Annotated in this window: 21 protein-coding genes and 1 tRNA gene; 6 read left to right on the top strand and 16 right to left on the bottom strand. The window is 39.2% G+C overall.

Going from position 1 to position 21,026, the window contains the following annotated elements:
* Positions 1 to 371: 371 nt before the first annotated feature.
* Both DUT68_RS16930 and mgtE read right to left on the bottom strand, forming a co-directional pair.
* The gene (locus DUT68_RS16930) at positions 372 to 1,199 is read right to left on the bottom strand and encodes a CvfB family protein (protein WP_113639419.1); all 828 of its coding nucleotides are present in this window, start codon (positions 1,197 to 1,199) and stop codon (positions 372 to 374) included.
* A gap of 233 nt (positions 1,200 to 1,432) precedes the next feature.
* Complete coding sequence (gene mgtE, locus DUT68_RS16925; protein WP_113639418.1) at positions 1,433 to 2,806, bottom strand: magnesium transporter; 1,374 nt, start codon at positions 2,804 to 2,806, stop codon at positions 1,433 to 1,435.
* A gap of 201 nt (positions 2,807 to 3,007) precedes the next feature.
* Here mgtE and DUT68_RS16920 point away from each other — a divergent pair.
* Positions 3,008 to 3,079: transfer RNA gene (locus tag DUT68_RS16920), tRNA-Arg, on the top strand.
* 38 nt (positions 3,080 to 3,117) lie between these two features.
* Here DUT68_RS16920 and DUT68_RS16915 read toward each other — a convergent pair.
* From DUT68_RS16915 to DUT68_RS16875, 9 genes are all read right to left on the bottom strand, one after another.
* Positions 3,118 to 3,306 carry a hypothetical protein gene (locus tag DUT68_RS16915; RefSeq protein WP_113639417.1) on the bottom strand — a complete coding sequence of 63 codons (189 nt, stop codon included), beginning with the start codon at positions 3,304 to 3,306 and terminating at the stop codon, positions 3,118 to 3,120.
* An 84-nt stretch (positions 3,307 to 3,390) separates the two neighbouring features.
* Positions 3,391 to 4,188: a tRNA pseudouridine synthase A gene (locus DUT68_RS16910; RefSeq protein ID WP_113639416.1), complete on the bottom strand. Its 798-nt coding sequence runs from the start codon at positions 4,186 to 4,188 to the stop codon at positions 3,391 to 3,393.
* Between the two features lie 3 nt (positions 4,189 to 4,191).
* Positions 4,192 to 4,653 carry a DinB family protein gene (locus tag DUT68_RS16905; protein ID WP_113639415.1) on the bottom strand — a complete coding sequence of 154 codons (462 nt, stop codon included), beginning with the start codon at positions 4,651 to 4,653 and terminating at the stop codon, positions 4,192 to 4,194.
* Positions 4,654 to 4,691: 38 nt separating this feature from the next.
* Positions 4,692 to 5,516, bottom strand: coding sequence for a ThuA domain-containing protein (locus tag DUT68_RS16900; RefSeq protein ID WP_113639414.1), 825 nt, complete (start codon positions 5,514 to 5,516; stop codon positions 4,692 to 4,694).
* A 61-nt stretch (positions 5,517 to 5,577) separates the two neighbouring features.
* Positions 5,578 to 8,001 (bottom strand): S9 family peptidase, encoded by a 2,424-nt coding sequence (locus DUT68_RS16895; protein ID WP_113639413.1) that lies wholly within the window; start codon positions 7,999 to 8,001, stop codon positions 5,578 to 5,580.
* 104 nt (positions 8,002 to 8,105) lie between these two features.
* Positions 8,106 to 8,399, bottom strand: a complete 294-nt coding sequence (locus tag DUT68_RS16890; protein ID WP_113639412.1) for a hypothetical protein — start codon at positions 8,397 to 8,399, stop codon at positions 8,106 to 8,108.
* A gap of 177 nt (positions 8,400 to 8,576) precedes the next feature.
* Positions 8,577 to 8,990 carry a hypothetical protein gene (locus tag DUT68_RS16885; RefSeq protein WP_113639411.1) on the bottom strand — a complete coding sequence of 138 codons (414 nt, stop codon included), beginning with the start codon at positions 8,988 to 8,990 and terminating at the stop codon, positions 8,577 to 8,579.
* Positions 8,987 to 10,351, bottom strand: coding sequence for a hypothetical protein (locus DUT68_RS16880; protein ID WP_113639410.1), 1,365 nt, complete (start codon positions 10,349 to 10,351; stop codon positions 8,987 to 8,989). Before DUT68_RS16880 ends, DUT68_RS16885 begins: the two co-directional genes overlap by 4 nt.
* A 2-nt stretch (positions 10,352 to 10,353) precedes the next feature.
* On the bottom strand, positions 10,354 to 10,902 hold the full coding sequence (locus DUT68_RS16875) for an RNA polymerase sigma factor (protein ID WP_113639409.1): 549 nt from the start codon (positions 10,900 to 10,902) through the stop codon (positions 10,354 to 10,356).
* A gap of 164 nt (positions 10,903 to 11,066) precedes the next feature.
* On the opposite strand from DUT68_RS16875, the gene DUT68_RS16870 reads away from it, so the two are divergent.
* A complete protein-coding gene (locus tag DUT68_RS16870) occupies positions 11,067 to 12,377 on the top strand; it encodes a DEAD/DEAH box helicase (RefSeq protein WP_113639408.1) in 1,311 nt (436 codons plus the stop codon).
* 83 nt (positions 12,378 to 12,460) lie between these two features.
* Here DUT68_RS16870 and DUT68_RS16865 read toward each other — a convergent pair whose 3' ends face one another.
* From DUT68_RS16865 to DUT68_RS16855, 3 genes are all read right to left on the bottom strand, one after another.
* Positions 12,461 to 13,072 (bottom strand): alpha-ketoglutarate-dependent dioxygenase AlkB family protein, encoded by a 612-nt coding sequence (locus DUT68_RS16865; protein ID WP_113639407.1) that lies wholly within the window; start codon positions 13,070 to 13,072, stop codon positions 12,461 to 12,463.
* A 67-nt stretch (positions 13,073 to 13,139) separates the two neighbouring features.
* Positions 13,140 to 13,487 carry a four helix bundle protein gene (locus DUT68_RS16860; RefSeq protein WP_113639406.1) on the bottom strand — a complete coding sequence of 116 codons (348 nt, stop codon included), beginning with the start codon at positions 13,485 to 13,487 and terminating at the stop codon, positions 13,140 to 13,142.
* A 115-nt stretch (positions 13,488 to 13,602) separates the two neighbouring features.
* Complete coding sequence (locus tag DUT68_RS16855; protein WP_113639405.1) at positions 13,603 to 14,448, bottom strand: bifunctional helix-turn-helix domain-containing protein/methylated-DNA--[protein]-cysteine S-methyltransferase; 846 nt, start codon at positions 14,446 to 14,448, stop codon at positions 13,603 to 13,605.
* A 256-nt stretch (positions 14,449 to 14,704) separates the two neighbouring features.
* Here DUT68_RS16855 and DUT68_RS16850 point away from each other — a divergent pair, with 256 nt between their 5' ends.
* The 3 genes from DUT68_RS16850 to DUT68_RS16840 all read left to right on the top strand — a co-directional run bounded on the left by DUT68_RS16850 (position 14,705) and on the right by DUT68_RS16840 (position 16,443).
* Positions 14,705 to 15,259: a hypothetical protein gene (locus DUT68_RS16850; RefSeq protein ID WP_113639404.1), complete on the top strand. Its 555-nt coding sequence runs from the start codon at positions 14,705 to 14,707 to the stop codon at positions 15,257 to 15,259.
* A gap of 84 nt (positions 15,260 to 15,343) precedes the next feature.
* Entirely contained in the window at positions 15,344 to 16,003 is a 660-nt protein-coding gene (locus DUT68_RS16845) for a nitroreductase family protein (RefSeq protein WP_113639403.1), read from the top strand.
* Positions 16,000 to 16,443 (top strand): 3-oxoacyl-ACP synthase, encoded by a 444-nt coding sequence (locus DUT68_RS16840; RefSeq protein ID WP_113639402.1) that lies wholly within the window; start codon positions 16,000 to 16,002, stop codon positions 16,441 to 16,443. Before DUT68_RS16845 ends, DUT68_RS16840 begins: the two co-directional genes overlap by 4 nt.
* A gap of 43 nt (positions 16,444 to 16,486) precedes the next feature.
* Here DUT68_RS16840 and DUT68_RS16835 read toward each other — a convergent pair whose 3' ends face one another.
* Both DUT68_RS16835 and DUT68_RS16830 read right to left on the bottom strand, forming a co-directional pair.
* Positions 16,487 to 17,344, bottom strand: coding sequence for a polysaccharide deacetylase family protein (locus tag DUT68_RS16835; RefSeq protein WP_113639401.1), 858 nt, complete (start codon positions 17,342 to 17,344; stop codon positions 16,487 to 16,489).
* A gap of 7 nt (positions 17,345 to 17,351) precedes the next feature.
* Positions 17,352 to 18,239: a polysaccharide deacetylase family protein gene (locus DUT68_RS16830; protein ID WP_113639400.1), complete on the bottom strand. Its 888-nt coding sequence runs from the start codon at positions 18,237 to 18,239 to the stop codon at positions 17,352 to 17,354.
* Between the two features lie 197 nt (positions 18,240 to 18,436).
* Between DUT68_RS16830 and DUT68_RS16825 the strand changes: the two genes are divergently transcribed.
* Positions 18,437 to 20,941 (top strand): S9 family peptidase, encoded by a 2,505-nt coding sequence (locus DUT68_RS16825; protein ID WP_113639399.1) that lies wholly within the window; start codon positions 18,437 to 18,439, stop codon positions 20,939 to 20,941.
* Positions 20,942 to 21,026: the final 85 nt, after the last annotated feature.

Here is a 21,026-nt window from a genome sequence, read left to right as displayed (position 1 = left end):
AAAGGAGCGAATTAAAATTTGCTCCTTTTTATTTTGCAGGCCTCGTCATTGAGAGGTACGAAGCAATCCTAAGCTATCTCTAATTTCACAATAGATTCCTTCGTACTTGCAGCAACAACGTGTAATGACCAGTTTGCTATTTCACCAATTTATGTAGGCTTCGTCATTGCGAGGCACGAAGCAATCTAAGGCTATTTCTAATTTCACAATAGATTGCTTGGTACTTGCAGCAACAACGTGTAATGACCAGTTTGCTATTTCACCAATTTATGTAGGCTTCGTCATTGCGAGGGACGAAGCAATCCTAAGCTATTTCTAATTTCATAGTAGATTGCTTTGTACTTGCAGCGACAACGTTGATGAACAGTTTGCTATTTCACCAACTTAATCTGGTAATCAGAAAGAGTAATTAAACGCTCCTTATATAAGCCGCCAATGGCTTTTTTAAATGCGCTTTTGCTTACTTGAAATCGGTTGTATATTTCATCGGGAGAACTCTTATCACCTAAGTTGATTTCGCCAACTACTTTTAGTTCTTCTAAAATATAATCTTTAGTTTCTAGAATGTGGCCAAAACCTGATGGTTGCAAGGTCAAATCTATTTTGCCATCAATTCTTATGGTTTTGATCCATCCTGTTGTACGCTGTCCAGGTTCAACGGTTGAAAATACCTCGTTATGGTATAGTAAACCAATAAATTCATTATTGATGATGGCATTATATCCCAAGTCAGATTTATCTACAATGAGTAAATCTACCGTGTCGCCTTCTTCAAATTCGTAGTTATCAGTTCCTACAAACTGATCTACCTTGGAAGAGGCCAACAGCTTATTCGAAAATTCATCTAGATAAACATAAACTACATAGCTTTCGCCAAGTTCCATGGGGCGCTTTTGATCCCTAGTCGGTACGAAAATATCTTTATCTGTACCGATATCCAAAAAAGCACCGCTATCATTAACAGATACCACTTGCAAATAAGCAAACTCATCAGCAGTAGCAAATACTTCTTTCAAGGTTGCAATGGTATTGCCATCTTTATTGAGGTAAACAAAAGCATCCACTTCATCGCCTAAAGCGATATCATCCGTTACTTCATTAATTGGAAGTAGTACTTCTGTGGTGCCATCAGTTAAGCTTAAACCCTGACTGTTTTTTGCTGCTACTCTTAATTGATTGTATTTACCTATTGCTATCATTTGTTGAAATTGAAATGCAAAGTTAGTTATTTATTGCATAGCGATTTTAAAAGATGCTGAATTACGTAGCGCAAGTAGATTACGTGATGCCTTGCCAGATAGGTGGGCATTTTAGGTTTATAGCATGGTTTTTGCCAATTAAACCTGATTGAACGGCTTAGCTCCCGATTCATCGGGACTAAAAGTGAAAGCAGGAATGACGTTAAAAATAGCTTGGAAATTGCTTTTCTAAATTATAACAACACTCCGCGTAAAAACAATAAGGCGAACGAAAAATAAATGATTAGTCCGGTTACATCAACGAGGGTAGCTACAAATGGGGTAGAAGATGCAGCGGGATCGGCACCTAAACGCTTGAGGAGTAAAGGCAACATGGAACCCATTAGCGTGCCCCAAAGTACTACACCAATTAACGAGCAGCCTACCACCAAACCGATAAGCACATAATGTTCGCTAAAACCGGGCATTAAAATATGCCAAGCACCAATTACGCAAAAACTGAGTAGACATAAAGTAGTGCCTAAAAATATTCCTGAAAAAATTTCCCTTCTCATCACATTCCACCAATCTTTAATGGTAACCTCGCCAAGAGCCATAGCTTGAATAATGAGCGTTGCAGCCTGCGAACCGCTATTGCCACCGCTTGAGATAATTAACGGGATGAAGGTGGCTAAAATAACCACTTTAGCAATTTGACTTTCGAAGTTGGACATGGCGGTGATGGTGAGCAGCTCGCCAAAAAACAGCACAATTAGCCAAACCACCCGTTTTTTGTAGAGTTCAAAAACAGGTACGTCCAGATAGGGTTCGTCAAGTGCTTGGGTACCACCCATTTTGTGCATGTCTTCGGTATATTCTTCGTGGGCAATCCACAAAATGTCATCCACGGTTACAATGCCTAAAAGGATATTTTTATCGTCCACTACTGGCAAAGCCACGCGATTGTTCATTTTGAAGACGTTAATTGCTTCCTCCTGCGGGTCGGTAACATTCAACGAAATCAGCCGATTATCGGTTAGCTCACCAATTTTTGCTTCGGGATCCGAAAGGAGAATTTCCCTGATCCTGATATCATCCAGCAGTACACCATCCTTATCGATGACGTAAATTACATCAATAGTTTCGGAGTTTTTGCCGTACCTACGGATGTGATTGAGGACCCTGCTAACAGTCCAGTCGGTTTTTACGGCGATGAAATCCGGAGTCATCATCCTTCCAACACTATCCTCTGCGTAACCAAGTAAATTAAGTGCCTCTATTCGGTCGTTATCGGGAAGTAAAACCAATAATTTTTTAACGGCATCGCCGGTAAGTTCGCCAAACAGTGCCGTCCTATCATCGGGAGGTAATTGCTTGATGATTTCAGCTAACTTATTGGCTTGTAGTTTTTTAATGATTCTTTCCTGTGTTGGAAAATCAAGGATTCGGAATACGTTTACCGCACGTTTTATGGAAAGCGTTTCAATAAATTTAACTGCATATTGAGGAAGTTCATCAATCAGCTCTTCCACATCAGAAATGTTGAGCTCATTGAGGTAGGCTTTTAGTTGCCTATCATTTTCGTTTTCCAACAAATGTAATACTTCTTCTACTTGCAGTTCTTCCATAAGCGTTGGTTTTGCGTGTTTTATCCTGTAGGGCGTGTAAAGTTGCGGTTTTTATTTTAAAACTTGGTCGTTTAATACAAATTAGCTTTGGGTTTAACGAGTTTTCATATCAATTTAACGATGGCTTAACGAGGAGTGCATTCAAGTTTAAACTAATCGCTTTGCCAAACGCTAGGAATAACTATATTTGCCGGATAGTTTGCTCCCGTAGTTCAATGGATAGAATTATGGTTTCCGGTACCATCGATATGAGTTCGAATCTCGTCGGGAGCACAAAAAAGCCTTGGATTTATGGTTCAAGGCTTTTCTATTTATTGATCTTTTGGGGCTTTTTTGATAGGGTGAACGGGCTGCTCACTTTGTTCACGTTGTTTTGCAGGATTTTTGGATTTCACCTGTTTGATTTTCCCTTTTTCGATATCGTTTTTTACGCTGTTCAAAGGTTTATCCCCTTTGTCTATTTCTTTATCGTTACCTTTTGTTGTGCCAGTGATGTTCATTTTCTTTAGATTTTGGTGTAGTAAATCAACAAAGAAACGGACTTAAGGTTCTTCAAGAGCTAATAAAATTTTAGTTAGCTGACGTTAAATTTCAATCCAACTGCTCTTTGCGAAGTTGTTAAACTCCGTACGAGCCGCTAAATTAAGGTAGGGATAGGTTACTTTTGACAGGTAAAGGCCAACTCCGGAAGCGGCGTGGAAATCTCTAGGTATTTCCTTGGAGATTAAATGATGCTCGAACTCATCCACGCTCATTTGATGGGAGCCAATCCGTAAAATATTGCCCATTAAAAGTCTAATCATTTTACTTAAAAAGCGGTTAGATGATATGTGGAAACGGAAATGTTCTTCATTGGCAGCGCAATACAATTTAGCATCCATTACGTTACAGATGGTATGTTCGTTTTTATCCGGAGTGGTACAAAATGCCCTATAGTCTTTATATTTTGGTAGTAGCGCCACTGCTTTTTTCATTTCCAACAAATCTAGTTTGCCAATTTGATGAAACGAACTAAGCTGACCCAAGAAAGGGTTTTTGTAGGTATGCCAATAATAATCGTACTGTCGCTGTACGGCATCAAAACGGGCATGTTGCTTTCCATCCATAGGAATCACATCAAAAATGGCAATGTTGTGCGGCAGTGTTTTGTTAAGGATGAAGATAAAATCGTCGCGAAGTGGCAGATCAATATCAACGTGAAAAAAATACTGACTTGCATGAACCTTGCTATCTGTACGCCCACAACCTACTATGCCAGTGGGTGTTTTTAATATCCCACTTAAGGCAGTTTCAATAATTTCCTGTACACTGTTTGCCTTCGGATGCCTTTGCCAACCGCCGTAAGTGTGGCCGTTGTAACCGATGTGAAAAAAATATCGCAATGTTTAAACGAATTTTTTCATCATTAAACTACAGCCATAATGCAAGCCATCGTGAGAAACAATGAACTTTATAGCATCCTCAATTTTTTCTAGTCGATAACCTTTGTAGGTACTGATGGTGTAAGGGGTGTAGTTGTTAAATTTTTGTTCCGCTAAATCTTGCTCCAGTTGGTCAATGGTACTTAGTAGATATTCCTTGATTTGAGCAATTTCTTCACTACCGATGAAGCTTTCAGGTTTAGAACCATTTCTATATTTGTCGATTAAGCTAGGATCGATTACAAAGTCATTATTAGAAAGTTTATAGCACAGCACTTGTTGGCTCACTACTAAATGACCAATTTGCCATGCTAAATTATTGCTAAAACCCGTAGGGATTTTGTTCATTTGCTCGGTAGTTAAATTTTCAACCAAGCTCAACAATGCCTTGCGATTAGCTCTTATTACTTCAAATATTTTGTCCATGGGTGCAAATATACTTTTCTTAATGCTTTCAGGGCGAGTTATTTTTTAGCTTTACCCAGCCACAACAAAGCGTTAATGATCATTTGATTTTGGATATCGTTTTCAAAGGTTTGGGAAAGCGATTTCACATCTTTACCATATTTGTGTTCATAGTCCATATCATTATGCCCCATGTTAACGTAAACCATTTTATAGTTTTTGTTGCTCCAAACCACAGGATAAAATCCACTATTCCAAATTTCGTGGGCTTTTGGTCCCGTTCCAAGAGGGAAACTTGTACTATCTATGCTTAACAGGATAGCGATATCCGGATTTTTGCGTAGATCTTTTTCCCATCTGTACCATTCGTTAGGTTGTGATTTAAAGGTTTTAGGAAGTTTGTTAGTTACTGGATGTTTTCCATTTACTTTTAACACCGCGGATGTTGGTCGCCAGGTATTGCTGCCGTATTGCCCTGAACCTAAAAACTCATTGTGGTACCAATCCCAATTTTGCGGAAATGATGAAGGACTTAGCGCAAAAGCCGAAAAATGAAATCCCATCCAAGCACCACCACTTTTCATGTAATTTTCAAAAGCGCTGCGCTGTTCTGGTTTTTCTGGTCGGGTATCTAAAAACAAAACCACTTGGTATTTGGCTAAATAGGTTGCGTTTAAATTGCTCCAGTTACTCGTTGTATCATAAGTGAAATGGTATTTTTCGGCCATTTTTGGAAACCATTGGTTAGCTTCCTTCACAAAAGAAACGTGTGCCATGTCATTTTTTCCTGTAAAAAATGCAATCACACTAAATTTGCTTTTCTGCGCCTGAGCATAAAATGCTAAACAAATTAATAGGAGGGAGATGGTATGTTTTTTACACATGGTGAAAGTTGTGATTTTAAAAAAGGGCAACGTTTCCATTGCCCTTTCTATTAGTTATTGATTACTTACTTGCCATAGGTTTGGCGTTTTTTACGTAAGTATCTAGCCATTTATTGGTTTCCCAAAGCATGTGTAAAATGTTTTCTTTTGCACGGTAACCATGCGCCTCATAAGGTAAATAAACAAAACGTGTAGTACCTCCGTGGCCTTTAATGGCGTTAAATAAGCGTTCGCTGTTGATTGGGAAGGTACCTTGGTTGTCGTCCATTTCACCGTGGATCAATAAAATAGGTGTCTTAATTTTATCTGCGTAGCTGAACGGGCTCATCTCATAATAAAGTTGAGGTGCCTGCCAGTAGGTACGGTCTTCATTTTGAAAGCCAAAAGGAGTAAGCGTTCTATTGTAAGCGCCGCTGCGAGCAATTCCAGCTTTAAATAAATTGGTGTGCGCCAGTAAATTTGCCGTCATAAAAGCACCGTAGCTGTGGCCACCAACGGCCATTCGGTTTTTATCGCCAACGCCCATTTCACTAAGCTTATTAATTGCCGCTTCTGCGTTTAACTTTAATTGCTCTACAAAAGAATCGTTAGGGCGTTTACCTTCCTTAGCTACAATTGGCATTTCGGCATTATCTAAAACGGCATAACCTTGCGTTACATAAAATACTGGTCCACCTGAGCTAATGGTGATGAACTTATTTTCTGACCCTCTAATTTGAGCGGCATCACTTGCTGAGTTAAATTCTCGTGGATAAGCCCAAATTAAAGTAGGAAGTGGTCCGTCTTTATCTTTATTATAGCCTTTTGGCAGATACAGGTCTCCTGTCAAATCAATTCCATCGGCACGTTTATAGGTGATTTTCTGTTTAGTAACACCATCTAAAGCAGTGTACGGATTGGCGAAGTTGGTAATTTGTCTATCGGCTATGCGTAGCACTAAATTTTTAACGAAGTAATTCGGCACCTCCGTTTTACTTTCTCTACGCGTTAGAAGCACCAATTTTTGAGGATCCAAAACATCGGTTACTACTTCAAAAGTTCCTTCAGGACAACGCCATAAAATTTCATTCTTTTTGGTGTTTAAATCAAACTTCGCAATAAATGGCAAATCGCCCTTTGGAGAAGCGCCAGTAGTGTTGTTCAATAATAATTTAGTACCGTTATCTGTAGTTAAAATTACTTGGCGACCGAATTTGTTTTTTTCTGTAACGGGAGTGCCCGGATTGTTGTAAGCATCGGTAGTATTCAGCTCGTAAAGCATTTCCATAGCACCAGTGCTTGGGTTGAGTTTACTTACTTTACTGGTTTGCTTAATCCTGGACATTTCTCTCACCAATGCTAAATTGGCATTGCCCCAGCTGATGCCGGCAAAACGATTTGTTGTTTTTAAAAGCTCTTTTTCAGCACCAGTGAAAGGAGCTTTTAGTTCGTAAACTGCATCGTGGAATTCCACGTTTTTCTTGATCAATCCACTATCTAATGGCTTTGCCCAAACAATAGTCGCTGCTTCGTCATCTCTCCAATCAAAGCTACGGGGTACATTTTGTACGTTATCATAACCAGATGGGCGCACCTCTGTAGAAGGAAGTTCAGCCAAAACTTTAACAGTTTTTCCGGCTCTGTCAATAATTTTTACCGTTGATGGAAAACCGTAGGCTGCCACTAAGTAAGAAAATGGTTTCTTGATGGTACGTACCATCATGTAATTTTTATCAGGAGATAAACTTACGCTGCTATAAATGGCAGGGCCACCAATTGGAGTTTCTACGCCACCTTTATTTTGTACCAACTGTGAAGTTGCATAAAACTCAAAAAGTTGCTCATCATACGGCGATTTGATCAAATCTTGAATGGTAGCACTTGGCGCAACTTTACCTAAATTTTCCTGTACAGTTGGACCTTTAGGAGCAAGTGGGCGTTTTGGAGCTGCCGAAGCTGGTTTTGTAGCCACTTGGTAAATCAAAGTTTGATCATCTACCCACATTAATCCACTACCTAAAATGGCGTTTAAAGGTTGTTTGTTTACTTTAGTGGCTTTGGCGGTAGCAACATCAATTACATATAAATCAACCCTATCCTGAGTAGTTTGGGTAAAGGCAATTTTAGTTTCGCTAGGGTTCCAACGCATGTTGCCAGCATACAATACCGCTGGTAAGCCAGTTATTGCGCTAGTTTTGCCTGTTTTAATGTTTTTTAAACTGAAGTTATTCACATAGGTTTGTCGGCTTGGCGAGTAGTTGTTGGGATTAATACGCATCCCAGCAATTTTATATTCGGGCATGGCCAATTCCTCAATAGAAGGGTACGGATTACGATCGCTGAACAGCATCCATTCTGCTTTGCTATCTATGCTTACCCCCGGAGTAGGTTTAGCCAATAATAAATCTGCCATTATTTTCGGTGGAGTTTGGTACGTAACCGCATCCTGCGCAAACGCATATCCTCCAAAACCTACTAGCAATAGATTGAGTATAACTTTTTTCATTTTCAGTTGATAAGTTTAAAGATGATATAAACTTACATATACTAAATGAAATTAGCTTTTTGTATCAAAAATTTTGGATTTCGAAGCTAATTAAGCTTGCCCCACTAAATAATTTCCTTGATTTCGATGATGCTTTCGTAATTGAAGTTCAAATAGCAATCAGGGGTTGTCATGCCTGCACAGCCCTCTAACACTTCGTAAGAAACACTAATTGCTTGTCCGCTTGTATATGATGAAATTATGGATTGATTACAAACGTAATAGTACTTGTTCTCTATTTTCAAGTACGAACCGGTGCAGTTTTTTTCAACTATAGCATTCACTTGTAAAAAGTCCTTAGAGCATGAAGATAAAAATATAATGGAAGACGTTAAAAAAAGGAAAAATAACTTTCTCATCAGTTTGAATTTCTGGTGTTAAAACTTTGACTACCTTTAAATAGCTATTAGTTGTAACGGAAAAATTATGCTAATGTTTTCTACAAATGTTTATCTGAGCTATTTATAAAGGTATTTGAGTTATAAACAATACGTTATGTGGGCATTTAAATCCGCTTAAAACGGTTAAATAGTGCTTTAATTGGATAGCTTTTTCAGCGAAATAAGGACGGAAAACTTATTGGTTGAACCAATTGGCTTGACATCGGTTAATGTAACTTCATAGTTAACGCCGTTTAAATTTACTTTTTCTTTGGTTGGTATTGTGGTGCACATTCCACTGCAAACTTTAACGGTTGTTTGTCCATCGTTAGTTTTAAAGGCCACGTCAGCGGAGCCAAAACCTTGCGCAATACAAAGTGCATTAGGCGGACATAGCGTACTTGCAATATTGGAAACGCCTATTTTGACCGGCATCTTATGTCTTGAAACCGTGATGGTAGCTGCCTCCGTCAATTGGTAATCACCTGAAATGTTATACGGATCGTCTTTTTTGCATGATGTTGCAGTTAACGTTCCAATAACGCATATTAAATAAATCAGTTGTTTCATTTCTTTGTATTTCCGTTAAAGTTAAACTTCAAATTGATTCCCGCCGAGCTTATTCGAAGGTTTTTATTGCCCATCGTATTTAATGCAGGTTTATAATAGGGTTCAAAAATCAGGATGTTTTTACCTAGGTTTTGGTTGAAACCTACTGCAATGATCGCATTATTTGCAAAATCGAATCCACCTAAGTTGCTTTCTTCAGTTTGTTGTTGCGCTTGCGCCGCTCCGTTTTGTACGCCAAAGTTGCTTACGTTGTAATTATAGGTGTATTTTTGCGATAGATAGGTGCTTGAATTGATACCCGTGGAAATGTAAAAATCCTGTTTTTTGGTGGGGAAAAATTTGAATGCCAAAGGTAAATCAATACTCAATAATCTGCCATTGAAGCTTACATCATTAGTTGCTGTGGCCGAATAAGTGGCATTGGTTGGCGCCAAGCTCAACGCATTATCCCTAGCAGCAAACATGGATTGTGTTACTTCAACAGGAACTTTGTTCTCATAACCCACTTTATTTTGACTAACTCCTGCACCTATACTCAACACCACATTTTTAGCAACTTTGATATTCGCATTTAACCCTAATCCGGCACTTAGCTTAGCATCATTATTATCATGGTAATTGAAAAAAGTACCGGTAAAAACATCAAATGTAGTTTTCGATTGATTTTTCTTTTCTACTTTCTTTTCGCTTTTCGCAAGTAACTTACTCTGTTCCTTTAAAAATTCTTCAGTTGATTTTTTTTCAGGTGATGGGATGATTTCTTTAGTGTCGGCTGTGGCTGTTATTTCGCTTTTTTGGGCTACAACTGGATTTTGAGTAGTTGAATTGATAGCTAAAAGGCTAGTTTGTTCATTGGTAGCTTTAACTGCTGATACCGGATCTTTATGTTGAGCTGCAGCATCCTTAGTTACTGTTGCGGGCAATACTTCAATATTTTTCGACGCTGAATTTTTAGCAATATCAGCCTCTGTAGTGTTACTGTTTTTAATGCCAGCTGTGTTATTTCCTGAACCAGCAATGCCACGATTTGAAGTTGTGTTGCTGTTTTTGTTTGGCTTTAACTCGGCATAAGCTTCCTCTTGCTGAGGTTTTACCACATCAGCATCTTTCTTCGTTTGATCTTTAACCTGATGCACTTTCAATTTAATGTGTTGTTTTTCAAAGGTATCGTTAAAGTACAATCCTACCACAATAAGTAATGCAGCGGCCGCACCTGTAAGCCACCAAATTGGGAGTCGCTTACTTTCTTTTTCAGGATACTTTTTGCGTAGCTCAGCCCAACCATGGTCGGCAAAGCCATCGTTATAATCCTCAAAAACGGATTTAACTTGTTGTATCAATTCTTCTTCACTCGTTTTCATATCTATTTGCTATAAATGGAGTGGGCGGTTAATAATTGTTGTAATGCTTGTTTGGCCCTAGTTAAATAAGTTCTTGATGAGCTTTCAGGGATGTTAAGCATATTTCCTATTTCTTTATGAGAGTAGCCGTCAATTTCGTAAAGGTTAAAAACTGCTCGCTGCATGTCGTTCAAGTGTTTCATAAGCGATAAAATATCCTGAGCGCTAAGTTTATCGATGGCACAACTATGGGTTGTTTGAGCTACGGTGTCGGTTAATTCTAGTGCTTCACTAAATCGCATCGCTTTTCTGCGGTAGTCAAGCGAAGTGTTAATTAGAATGCGCCTAAACCAAGGTTTAAAGTTATTCTCTTCGTCAAAGCTTGCAATCGACTTAAAAACTTTAATAAAGCTATCATTGGCTGCTTCTAACGCGTCATCTTTGTTGTTAAGGTAACGGATGCAAACGCCCAAAGCATAGCCATAGAACTGTTTGTACAGTAGCTCCTGTTGACGCAAATCGCCTTTTTTACAAGCATTAATGAGCTTACTTAAGCTCTCGTTATCTGACATACGTTATCTTTTCAATTCAATAACGTTAAACTGTTCTCTAGCTATCGGCATTTGAAACTTAATACGATAGCTTCGTTAAAAACGCTACAAAAAATTTAAAAATAATGGTTTTAGCCCATTCTTTTTTATTTCTGTAAATTTGCAGTTCATATAATCAATACAAGGTGTCGTTAGAACAATTAAAATTAAGTAAACCTTTGGTAGCTGCAATGAGTGCTTTGGGGCATTTATCAGCAAAGGAAATCCAGTCGAAAACCGTGTCACGCATTTTAGGCGGACAAGACATTATTGCCATTGGTCCGGAGGGAAGCGGTAAAACTACCACCTACGTATTGGCTACCCTAATGCGCTTGAAAACTGGTGGAGGCGATGCTCCTAGAGCGTTAATTTTAGTGCCCAACAAAGAGAAAGTGTTGGAAGTAATAGCTTGTTTTAATCAACTAAACAGAAATAGCACGTTTAAAATTGTAGGCATTCACGCTGATGAACCTATTGACGAACAAGTTGAAGAACTTACATCGGGTGTAGATATTATTGTGGCTATTCCAAGCAGAGCCAGGGCAATTTACCTGAAACTTGGACTTAATACCAATAAAATACAAATGTTGGTGTTGGATGATGCCGCAGACTTAGTAAAGCAAGGATTGCAATTGCCTGTTAATGAGTTGGCCAACAGTATTCAAAAATGTCAACATTTGGTATTTACAGATGTAATGCATGAAAGGCTTGAGAAAATGATTGCTGATTTTATGTTTATGCCTGCAACCATTGAGGTTGATGAAGTATTGGCTGAAAAAGTAGAAACTTATACTCAGCTGGTTTACCATGTTCCTAATTTTCGTACCAAACTGAACTTGCTTAATCTGTTGTTGTCAGATAAGGAAGTTTTTGATAAAGTGGTGGTTTTTGTGAACACTCGATTGACGGCACAAACGCTATCTAAAGATTTGTTCGACGGTAAGGCCGAAGATATATTTGTTCATAAACCGCTGTTTTTTGATGAAGCTGGCTTTGAAAGTTTAGAGGCTTTTAAGGTGAACGAAAAGGCTAGGGTGCTCATTGTGGCTAATGAAAATTTTGAGGAATCAAGTTTGAGCGGCATTCCTTTTGTTTTTCACTTTGAGCTGCCGGAAGATAGGATGTTGTACATTAACCGAGTGCTTAAGAAAGAGGATGTAGATTTCGTAGCACTTAATTTTATCGCTGATTTGGAGCTTTCGGAATTAAGAAAGATAGAGCAAGCGACAGGGCAGAAGATGGAGGAAGCTGACTTGCCTGATGATTTGCTTGTAGAAGATACCAGCAAAACGGCGAAGGTTAAAACTAAAAATGCAAAGGAATTAGAGCGGCAGCAAGCCGAAGAGGAAGCGTTTAGAAATGCTGCTTTTCAGCCTAAAAAAGAAAGCAATGCAAAAACGACTAACTACAGTAGCGGCGAAAAAGCTAGGATGAACAAGCAAAAAAAGCATGGATAAATAGATCAGTTTTTCGAGTATCAACTTATTTTAATGCCTATTTTGCGTGTTTTGGATTTTACAAAGGCGAATCTGTATAGGAATTAACTTGCCACAATAGTTCTAAATGTCAAATTGATCCTAGGTTTGCTTACCAATTTGGTAGACGGAAGCCTATGAAGCCAATGCGTTTGTGTAGTGCCTTTCATGATCAGTAAACTACCATGTTCCAACAAAAGCGAAACGGTTGTTTTATCTTCTTTGTGCTTAAAAGCAAATTTTCTTTCGGCCCCAAAGCTTAAAGAAGCAATAGCGCCATCCTTTTTTAAATCTTTTTCGCCATCGCTGTGCCAAGCCATGCCCTCATTGCCATTGTGGTATAAGTTCAGTAAGCATGAGTTAAAAGTTTCGCCTGAAAGTTTTTCTATTTTCTCCTTTAAAGCCAGTAGTTCATCAGTCCAAGGTAGTGCAGTTTTAGTGATGTTGGAATAGGTGTATTGAAAGGGCTTTTCGCCGTACCACGCCACCTTACGTTTGGTTACAATCAATTTGCCAAAAATCACTGCCTGATCGTTCTCCCAAGCAATTTCGTCCAAAAGCTTTTGGTAATAAAAATCCGCTGATTGATGGTCTAAAATTTTCCCATAGTAATTCACAATGCCGTTTTTAGGCAGTAAGTTTTTTGAAGCGTCTTGAATATCGGTGAATAAGGTCATTTTTTAGGGATCAGGGGTTTGGGATCAGGGATTAGTAGTTAGGTATTAAGTGGTCAGGTGTCAGGTATCAGGCAATCGATTTGATAAGTCCGTTGGTTATTTTTGAAATTTCCTGTGCTTGAGAAAGCAAAGTAATGAAAGTGATCTCATCGACATAATTTAACCTTTTGGCTAAATACAACATTGATTTAACTTCGCTTGTCGAAGCCAAACTGATATATAAAAATCGCTTAAATTCTGGTTTTGTACCTCTGTCAAACCCTTCAGCAATATTGTTAGAAATCGAAACCGATGCCCGACATATTTGACTTCGAAAATCCCAATCTTTTAAATCTCCAAAACTCTTGTAAATAAATACTGAAAAGTCTTGCGCCTTTTGCCAAGCCACAATATCTTCAAAACACTTTATAGCCATAGGTTAATGTTGATTTCCAAACTTAAAAAATAATCTTCTTACTGCATATCAATATCTAAGTACTGATCACTGATTCCTGATCACTGATCACTGATTCCTGACCCCTAACCCCTAATCACTCCTTACTAACCACCGCCTGCTCCCAGCCAATAATCGCTGTTTTGCGTGTATTGCCCCACATGTAACCTCCAAAATTACCACTACTTTGTATCACTCTGTGGCACGGAATCAAAAAAGCGACCGGGTTACTTCCAATAGCTGTTCCCACTGCCCTCGATGCATTTACGTTGCCAATTTCATGCGCCAGTTTGCCATAGGTTGCCAACCTTCCCATCGGAATTTTAAGCAGCGTCTCCCATACCTTCAATTGAAAATCGGTTCCTTTTAAATGTAGTTTAATTTCAGGGAGGTTACTCCAGTCTTCTCTAAATATCATCATCGCATTTCGCTGAAAATCATCTGTTTTAGCATAGAAGTTAGCCTTTGGAAACTTCGCTTTAAGTAAGTCTATTGCAGTCAACTCCTCTTCATAAAAAGCCATGTAGCAAACTCCTTTGGGCGTAGCAGCGGTTAACAGATTACCAAATTTTGTAGTGTTTAAGTTAAAGTTGATGTCAAGTTCGGTACCTCCATTCTTGTACTCTGCCGGTGTCATGCCTTCAATGTTTACAAATAAATCGTGTAGTCGACTAGTGCCCGATAATCCCGTTTCAAAAGCCGTGTCAAATAAGGTAGCTTTTTGCGTAGTTAACAGTTGTTTGGCATAATTTACACTCACATATTGCAAAAATTTCTTCGGACTGGTTCCGGCCCATTCCGTAAACAAGCGCTGGAAATGAAACGGACTTAAATTTACCTGTTCCGCCACATCGTCCAGGTTGGGTTGCTCCTTAAAATGCGTTTTTATATACTCAATTGCCTTAGCAATTCTTGCATAATTCAGCTCTTCTTGCGTATTCATCAGCCTTAAATTTAAGCAAATATCCAATAAACCGGGGCAATTTAAAATCCGAAACTTGCTTTGTTTTGAAAATGAAGCCAAGCAGTAAATGGCTAGTTCAGCCCCGCTTTCACTCTTAGCCGCCCCAAGCGCTACCTTAGCATGCGGGCTAACCGTTCAATCGGGTTTATTTAACTCCAACTAGTGCAGTCAACTCCCAAGTTAATTCAACTTTGGTAGGCATTTATTATAGGCAAAATGCTAATTTTAAGTTACAATGAAGGAGCAGCTATTAACGGATATCAAAAACACCTTACAAAAAAACAAAGTTCATTTGTTGGCTGAGCTGGCCTCGTCGCAGGCCAATGCCATTAAAGATGTAATTGATCTTACATTCCATCCAGAGGAGCAAATAGGCTTTAGGGCAGCTTGGATTTTAGAGAATATCTACGTAAATCATCCGCTCAATTTTGTACCATATCTAGCTTATTTTTCAGATCGTTTTTCGTTACAAAACAACCTTTCTGCCCGCAGGCATTTCGGGAAAATACTGGCATTGCTCACCAAGAAAAATGCACCACAGCAGGTGAAAGATTTTTTAGTCAGTTACGATACAACTCATTTAGTAGAAACTACTTTTGCTTGGTTAATTGACGATGATGTGCCGGTTGCGATCAAATCACATTGTTTAAATATATTAGCCAATTTTTGTCCTAAACACCCTTGGGTAAAAGAAGAGCTAATTGCGACTATGGAGTATTTGGTGGATAAAGAAAGCATCGCATTTTTTGCAAAGGTGAAGCAAATTAGGAAGCAGCTGAAAACCAAGTAAACTTAAAGGCATCATTTGGACTAATCAACTCAATTTTACAAGTACAAAACATAAAGCAATAATTAAAAGCTTACTTTTGGCGCTATGAACGAAAAGGCAAAAATTTTATCAGAAATTATCAAAAGCAGAAGAAGCGTATTTCCTGAAAGTTATATTCAAAAGGAGATCCCTAGGGAGCTAATCGATGAAATTTTAGAGAGTGCCAACTATGCACCAACCCATAAATTAACGCAGCCTTGGCGCTTTAAGGTGATTGCGAATGGTGCCAAGGCAAAGTTAGGAGCGGAGCTAGGTAAAATTTACCAACAAACCGTGCCTGCTGATAAATTTTTGCAGAAAAAGTTCGATAGTTTCGCTCAAAAAACGACGCAAGCAGATGTTATTATAGCGATTTGTATCCAGTTTAATGAGGATAAGTTGCCAGCTTGGGAAGAAATAGCCGCTGTAGCCTGTGCAGTACAAAATATGGCACTAACAGCCGAGGCGCTCCATATTGGTGCTTATTGGAGCTCACCACCGTTAATCGCTCATTTGGATAATTTCCTAGGTTTGGCCGAAAACGAAAAGTGTTACGGTCTGTTTTACATGGGTTATCACAATGCCCAACCACGAGCTGCTAACCGCACACCGATGAGTGAGAAAGTGCAGTGGATGGATGCCCCTCTAAATCTCCCCAAAGGGGAGACTCTTGTTAAAGAGCTTAATTCCCCTCGTTTGGAGGGGGCAGAGGGAGGTTCCGTTTGAAAAATCAACTCTACGAACTTTGCTTGAAGTTTATTGATCAGCGTATTGCCAACGCAACTGAAGCTTTGCAACAAGCTCAAGAAGCCAGTAACGACGATATCAAAAGTAGTGCTGGCGATAAATTTGAGACCGGTAGGGAAATGGCTCAACAAGATATCAATAGGAACAAACAGCTTTTGGCAGATGCACAACAGCAAAAGTCGGTGCTTTTAAGCTTGGCGGATGTTGCCGAAACAGAAAAAGTTAGGGCGGGTAGTTTGGTGTATACCAATAATGGGAACTTCTATATCAGCATCAGTGCTGGGCAACTTACGCTGAACAATCAACCTTACTTCGCGGTTTCCGCTGCCTCACCAATAGGAAAATTGCTGATTGGCAAAGCTAAAGGCGAGGCATTTGACTTTAACGGGAAAAAGTATAAGATAGATAGTATTTCCTGATTGGTTTAATGAAATTTTCTACGTTATCGTTCGCAAGCAAATCTTACTTGAAACTCTTCTTAATGCTGTGCATTAAATTTCTTGCCGTATAATTTCCCGGGTCAATAATTCTTCTGATGGTATACAGTGGATAATTTTCATCTCTTTTAGTAGAGAGAATAAATGCCGCTTTAAAGCCATGCTCTTTCAACTTTGGAAGCAAGCTAGCTTTGTAAACCCCATACGGATAAGCAAAGTACTCCACCTTTTTTCCGGTAATTTTTTCTAGCTTTTTGGTAGGTTCATCAATCTGTGTTTTCCAGTCTTCCTCCGTAAACTTGGCGAAGTTTTTATGGTCGTAGGTATGACTTGCAATTACATTTCCATTGTCCGAGAGTTCCTTGATTTGTTGGGCATTCATATAGGAAATACGTCCTTTTTTACCAATCGAAACTGTCATTATAAAATAAACAGCCTTAAAACCATATTGCTTTAGTGTAGGGTAGGCCACCTCAAATTGGTCTAAATCGGTATCATCAAAAGTGAACATGATGGGCCTGCTTGGCAACGGCTTGTTGTAAACCAAATAATCGTAAAGCTGATCAGGTAAAATCGAGTGGTAACCACTATCCGCTAGCATTTTTATGTGCTCCTTAAATTTTGTTGGTGCAATAATGTCATCTTTAGCTCTGTTGCCATCACTAGGTAGCCATTCTCTAATTTGATGGTAGCAAAGTACCGGAACTTCCTTTTTAGCTATAATTTCAACAGCAGTATTGGCTTTGATCACCGAATCTTTTACGCTCGGTGTTTTTACGCTGCTATCAATGTGTACTGCCGTTTTGTTGGTATCGCCTGAGCTAGGTTGGCAGCCATAAAATATAAAGGGGCAAATTAACGCCCCTAAACAAAACTTTTTCATGGTATAATTAAAAACTTCTTACGATGTTGTTGTGTAAAGTTTTAGGACTCCAAAATCCGCTGGCAATAATCCTTCTTACGCACATCAACGGATCGTTTTCATCGCGTTTATCTGCCAAAGCAAAAGCCATTTTAAATCCTCTTTTTTTCAACTCCGGGAAACCTTCTTTGTTCCATAATCCAAAAGGATAAGCGAAATATTCAATTTTCTTTCCGGTAATCTCTTCTAATTTTTTGGTTGGCTTATCTAGCTGTTCTTCCCAATCTTTACCTGCGTATTTTTTAAAGTTTTTGTGGTCGTAGGTGTGGCTTCCAATGGTGTTACCTTCATCTGAAAGTTCCTTGATTTGCTCAGCACTCATATAATTCACAAACTTGCCTTTTTTGCCGATAGAAACCGTCATGATAAAATATGCCGCTTTGAAACCATACTTTTTCAAGGTTGGATTTACCACCGTGTACTGATCTAAAACCGTGTCATCAAAAGTTAACATGATGGGTTTTTTAGGAAGTGCTTTACCCTCGTTAAGGTAGGCATACAATTGATCTGGCAAAATGGTATGGTAACCGCTATCTGCCAACATTTTCATTTGATCTTTAAAGTTCTGTATCTCTACGGTGTAATCTTTACCCATCTGTCCATCGGTTGAGCGCCAGTTGCGCACTTGGTGATAGCATAAAATTGGCACTTGGGGCCTAGCTAAAATGGTCTTAGCATCTGCCACTTTAATATTTTTAGTGTCAATTGGCGTAGGCTGTGCCTCGTTGTTAGCTAAGGCAGTACCATCAGTAACGGTGCTATCGGTTGCTGCGGCGTTTGAAGGTTGCGATTTAGATTGGCAGCCAAAATTTAGGGCTAGCGCTAAAGCTATTAGGGGTAAAAAAACAGGTTTCATTGTAGCAAATTATTGAATGGCAAAACTAAACAATAACCTTAGCATTACTGCCATTGTTGAAAAAATAATGAATCCTTTTACATTGCTCCAAATCTTCTCTCAATCACTCATTTATTACATAAAAAACAATGTGGCAAAATGTTTTTTGAGTTAAATTAGCTCCATTAAATATCCAACAATTAACTAACCTATTTATAATGAAGAAAATTTACTTTCTTTCTTTGTTGAGCTTAATTTCGGGAGCTGCGGTAATGGCACAAACCAAAACCATTACTACTACTGAAGTTGTACAAGCGCCACAAAAAGCAAATTATCAGCAGGCCGCAAGGTTTTCGCCTAGCAAGCTTCGCAAAATGATTTATTCCACTTCGGTTGATCCGCATTGGTTAAAGCAAAGCAACCAATTTTGGTATGATTATGAAACGCCAAACGGCAAAAACTGGTACTTGGTAGATCCCGGTGCTAGAAGCAAAAAAATGTTGTTTGATCCAGCTAAACTCGCTGCTGAAATTACTTTGATCGTTCGTGATCCGTTTGATGGACAGCATTTGCCATTGGAAAATTTAAAGTTTAGCGATGATGAGAAAAGCATCACCTTCGAAATTAAAAGTACCATTGACGAGGTAAAGCCCGACAGAAAAGACAAGAAGGCAGCCGACTCGATGCAGAAGAAAATTTTCAAGTTCAAATACGAACTGGCTGCACAAAAGTTAAGCGAAATCAAAGACTTTAAACGTGCCAAAACTAAGCCAAATTGGGGTGCCGTAGCGCCAGATTCGTCGGCGATTATTTTTACCCGCAACTACAATTTGTATTGGATGGATAAAGCCAATTACCAAAAAGCGCTTAAAAACGAAGATGACAGCACCATTGTAGAACATCAGTTAACTAAAGATGGCGTAAAGTACTATGCTTTTGGGAGCGATGGCAGTGGCGAAAATAATGAGGAAATAGTTAAAAACGATAAAAAACGTCGCAGGGCTTTTGTGCTGTGGTCGCCAAACTCCAAGTATTTTGTCATCCAACGTTCTGATAGCCGCAAGGTGAAAGATTTGTGGGTAATCAATAGTGTTGCTGCTGGTCGCCCAACGTTGGAAACCTACAAATACCAAATGCCTGGCGAAGCCGAAGCACCACAAGATGAAATTTGGTTATTTGATTTTGCAGCCAAAACAGGCAAAAAATTAAATGTATCAGCGTTTAAAGATCAAAGCTTAAACGTGTATAGCAAGCCAACCTTAAATGTAGATAGGGATAATGAATTCCGTCCGGCAGTTTGGTTGGGCGATGATCGCAAGTTTTACATGGGCCGTACCAGCCGTGATTTGAAACGCATTGATGTTTGTGCGGTTGATGTAGCCAGCGGAAGTATCAAACCTTTAATTGAGGAGCGTTTCAATACCTACGTGGAAGTACAACGCCCGGGCTTGGTTAACGGCGGAAAAGAATTGATCCATTGGAGTGAGCGTGATGGTTGGGGACATTTTTACCTGTTCGACGAAAATGGTAAGTTGAAAAATCAGATTACCAAAGGTGCTTTCCATTGCGAAGATATTGTGAATATTGACGAGAAAGCTCGAGTGCTTTATTTCACCGCCAACGGGAGGGAAGCTAAAGAGGATCCTTATTATTATCATTTATACCGCGTTAATTTCGATGGTTCAGGTTTAAAATTGTTAAACGCAGGCGATTTTGACCATGCTAGTAGCATGAACGATGGCGGTCGTTACTTTGTAGACAACTATTCAAGAGTGAATACGGTACCAAAATCAACACTTTACGATAACAACGGAAACAAAGTGATGGAGTTGGAAACTACTGATTTATCCTTATTAATGGCGGCAGGTTATAAATTTCCTGAACCTTTTAAAGTGAAGGCTGATGACGGCGTTACCGATTTATACGGCGTAATGTACAAGCCCTTCAACTTTGATCCAAACAGAAAATATCCAGTAATTGAGTACGTATATCCTGGTCCGCAAACAGAGGCGGTAAACAAATCGTTTGGTCGTAGCATGGATAGGATGGATCGTTTGGCGCAGCTAGGTTATATTGTGGTAACGGTAGGTAATAGGGGAGGTCACCCTGCGAGGTCAAAATGGTACCACACCTATGGTTATGGCAACTTGCGTGATTATGGTTTGGCAGATAAAAAAGCGACCATTGAGCAGCTGGCTGATAGATATTCGTACATTGATGCCAATAAAGTGGGAATCACAGGGCACTCTGGTGGTGGTTTTATGTCAACGGCGGCAATGTTGGTATACCCTGATTTCTTTAAAGTAGCGGTATCTGCTGCGGGTAACCACGATAATAGCATTTACAACCGTTGGTGGAGCGAAAAGCATCATGGCGTAAAGGAAATCGTTTCCCTAAAAGGCGATACTTCTTTCAAATATTCAATTGATAAGAACCCTGATTTGGCGAAGAACTTAAAAGGTCACTTGTTATTAATGCATGGCGATATCGACAATAACGTACACCCAGCGGGAAGTATCAGAGTGGCTAATGCGTTAATTAAAGCGGGCAAACGCTTCGATTTTATCATTGTTCCTGGGCAGCGCCACGGTTTTGGCGATATGACCGAATACATGTTTTGGCGTTTAGCCGATTATTTTAACAATTACCTGTTAGATGATTTTTCTCAATCCACCAATGTGAATATGACGGAAATGGATAGAGAGATAGAACGAAAGAATTAGATTTGATGACTCTTACAAATCCCCAATGGTGTTATGGACTGCCCCCAAAAAGTTAGACACTTAATGGGGGCATTTTTATGAGTAG

This window comes from Pedobacter zeaxanthinifaciens (assembly GCF_003313335.1).
Classification (GTDB): Bacteria; Bacteroidota; Bacteroidia; order Sphingobacteriales; family Sphingobacteriaceae; genus Pedobacter; species Pedobacter zeaxanthinifaciens.
Note: the sequence above shows the minus strand (reverse complement) of the source record. Positions and strands in the feature narration are given on the sequence as shown.

Coding starts and splice junctions, on each gene's coding strand:
- DUT68_RS16855 (WP_113639405.1), bottom strand. CDS start 14,448: ATGAATACGCAAGAAGAGCTGAATTATGCAAGAATTGCTAAGGCAATT.
- DUT68_RS16930 (WP_113639419.1), bottom strand. CDS start 1,199: ATGATAGCAATAGGTAAATACAATCAATTAAGAGTAGCAGCAAAAAAC.
- DUT68_RS16850 (WP_113639404.1), top strand. CDS start 14,705: ATGAAGGAGCAGCTATTAACGGATATCAAAAACACCTTACAAAAAAAC.
- DUT68_RS16880 (WP_113639410.1), bottom strand. CDS start 10,351: ATGAAAACGAGTGAAGAAGAATTGATACAACAAGTTAAATCCGTTTTT.
- DUT68_RS16885 (WP_113639411.1), bottom strand. CDS start 8,990: ATGAAACAACTGATTTATTTAATATGCGTTATTGGAACGTTAACTGCA.
- DUT68_RS16905 (WP_113639415.1), bottom strand. CDS start 4,653: ATGGACAAAATATTTGAAGTAATAAGAGCTAATCGCAAGGCATTGTTG.
- DUT68_RS16890 (WP_113639412.1), bottom strand. CDS start 8,399: ATGAGAAAGTTATTTTTCCTTTTTTTAACGTCTTCCATTATATTTTTA.
- DUT68_RS16830 (WP_113639400.1), bottom strand. CDS start 18,239: ATGAAACCTGTTTTTTTACCCCTAATAGCTTTAGCGCTAGCCCTAAAT.
- mgtE (WP_113639418.1), bottom strand. CDS start 2,806: ATGGAAGAACTGCAAGTAGAAGAAGTATTACATTTGTTGGAAAACGAA.
- DUT68_RS16845 (WP_113639403.1), top strand. CDS start 15,344: ATGAACGAAAAGGCAAAAATTTTATCAGAAATTATCAAAAGCAGAAGA.
- DUT68_RS16860 (WP_113639406.1), bottom strand. CDS start 13,487: ATGGCTATAAAGTGTTTTGAAGATATTGTGGCTTGGCAAAAGGCGCAA.
- DUT68_RS16825 (WP_113639399.1), top strand. CDS start 18,437: ATGAAGAAAATTTACTTTCTTTCTTTGTTGAGCTTAATTTCGGGAGCT.
- DUT68_RS16835 (WP_113639401.1), bottom strand. CDS start 17,344: ATGAAAAAGTTTTGTTTAGGGGCGTTAATTTGCCCCTTTATATTTTAT.
- DUT68_RS16900 (WP_113639414.1), bottom strand. CDS start 5,516: ATGTGTAAAAAACATACCATCTCCCTCCTATTAATTTGTTTAGCATTT.
- DUT68_RS16865 (WP_113639407.1), bottom strand. CDS start 13,072: ATGACCTTATTCACCGATATTCAAGACGCTTCAAAAAACTTACTGCCT.
- DUT68_RS16895 (WP_113639413.1), bottom strand. CDS start 8,001: ATGAAAAAAGTTATACTCAATCTATTGCTAGTAGGTTTTGGAGGATAT.
- DUT68_RS16875 (WP_113639409.1), bottom strand. CDS start 10,902: ATGTCAGATAACGAGAGCTTAAGTAAGCTCATTAATGCTTGTAAAAAA.
- DUT68_RS16915 (WP_113639417.1), bottom strand. CDS start 3,306: ATGAACATCACTGGCACAACAAAAGGTAACGATAAAGAAATAGACAAA.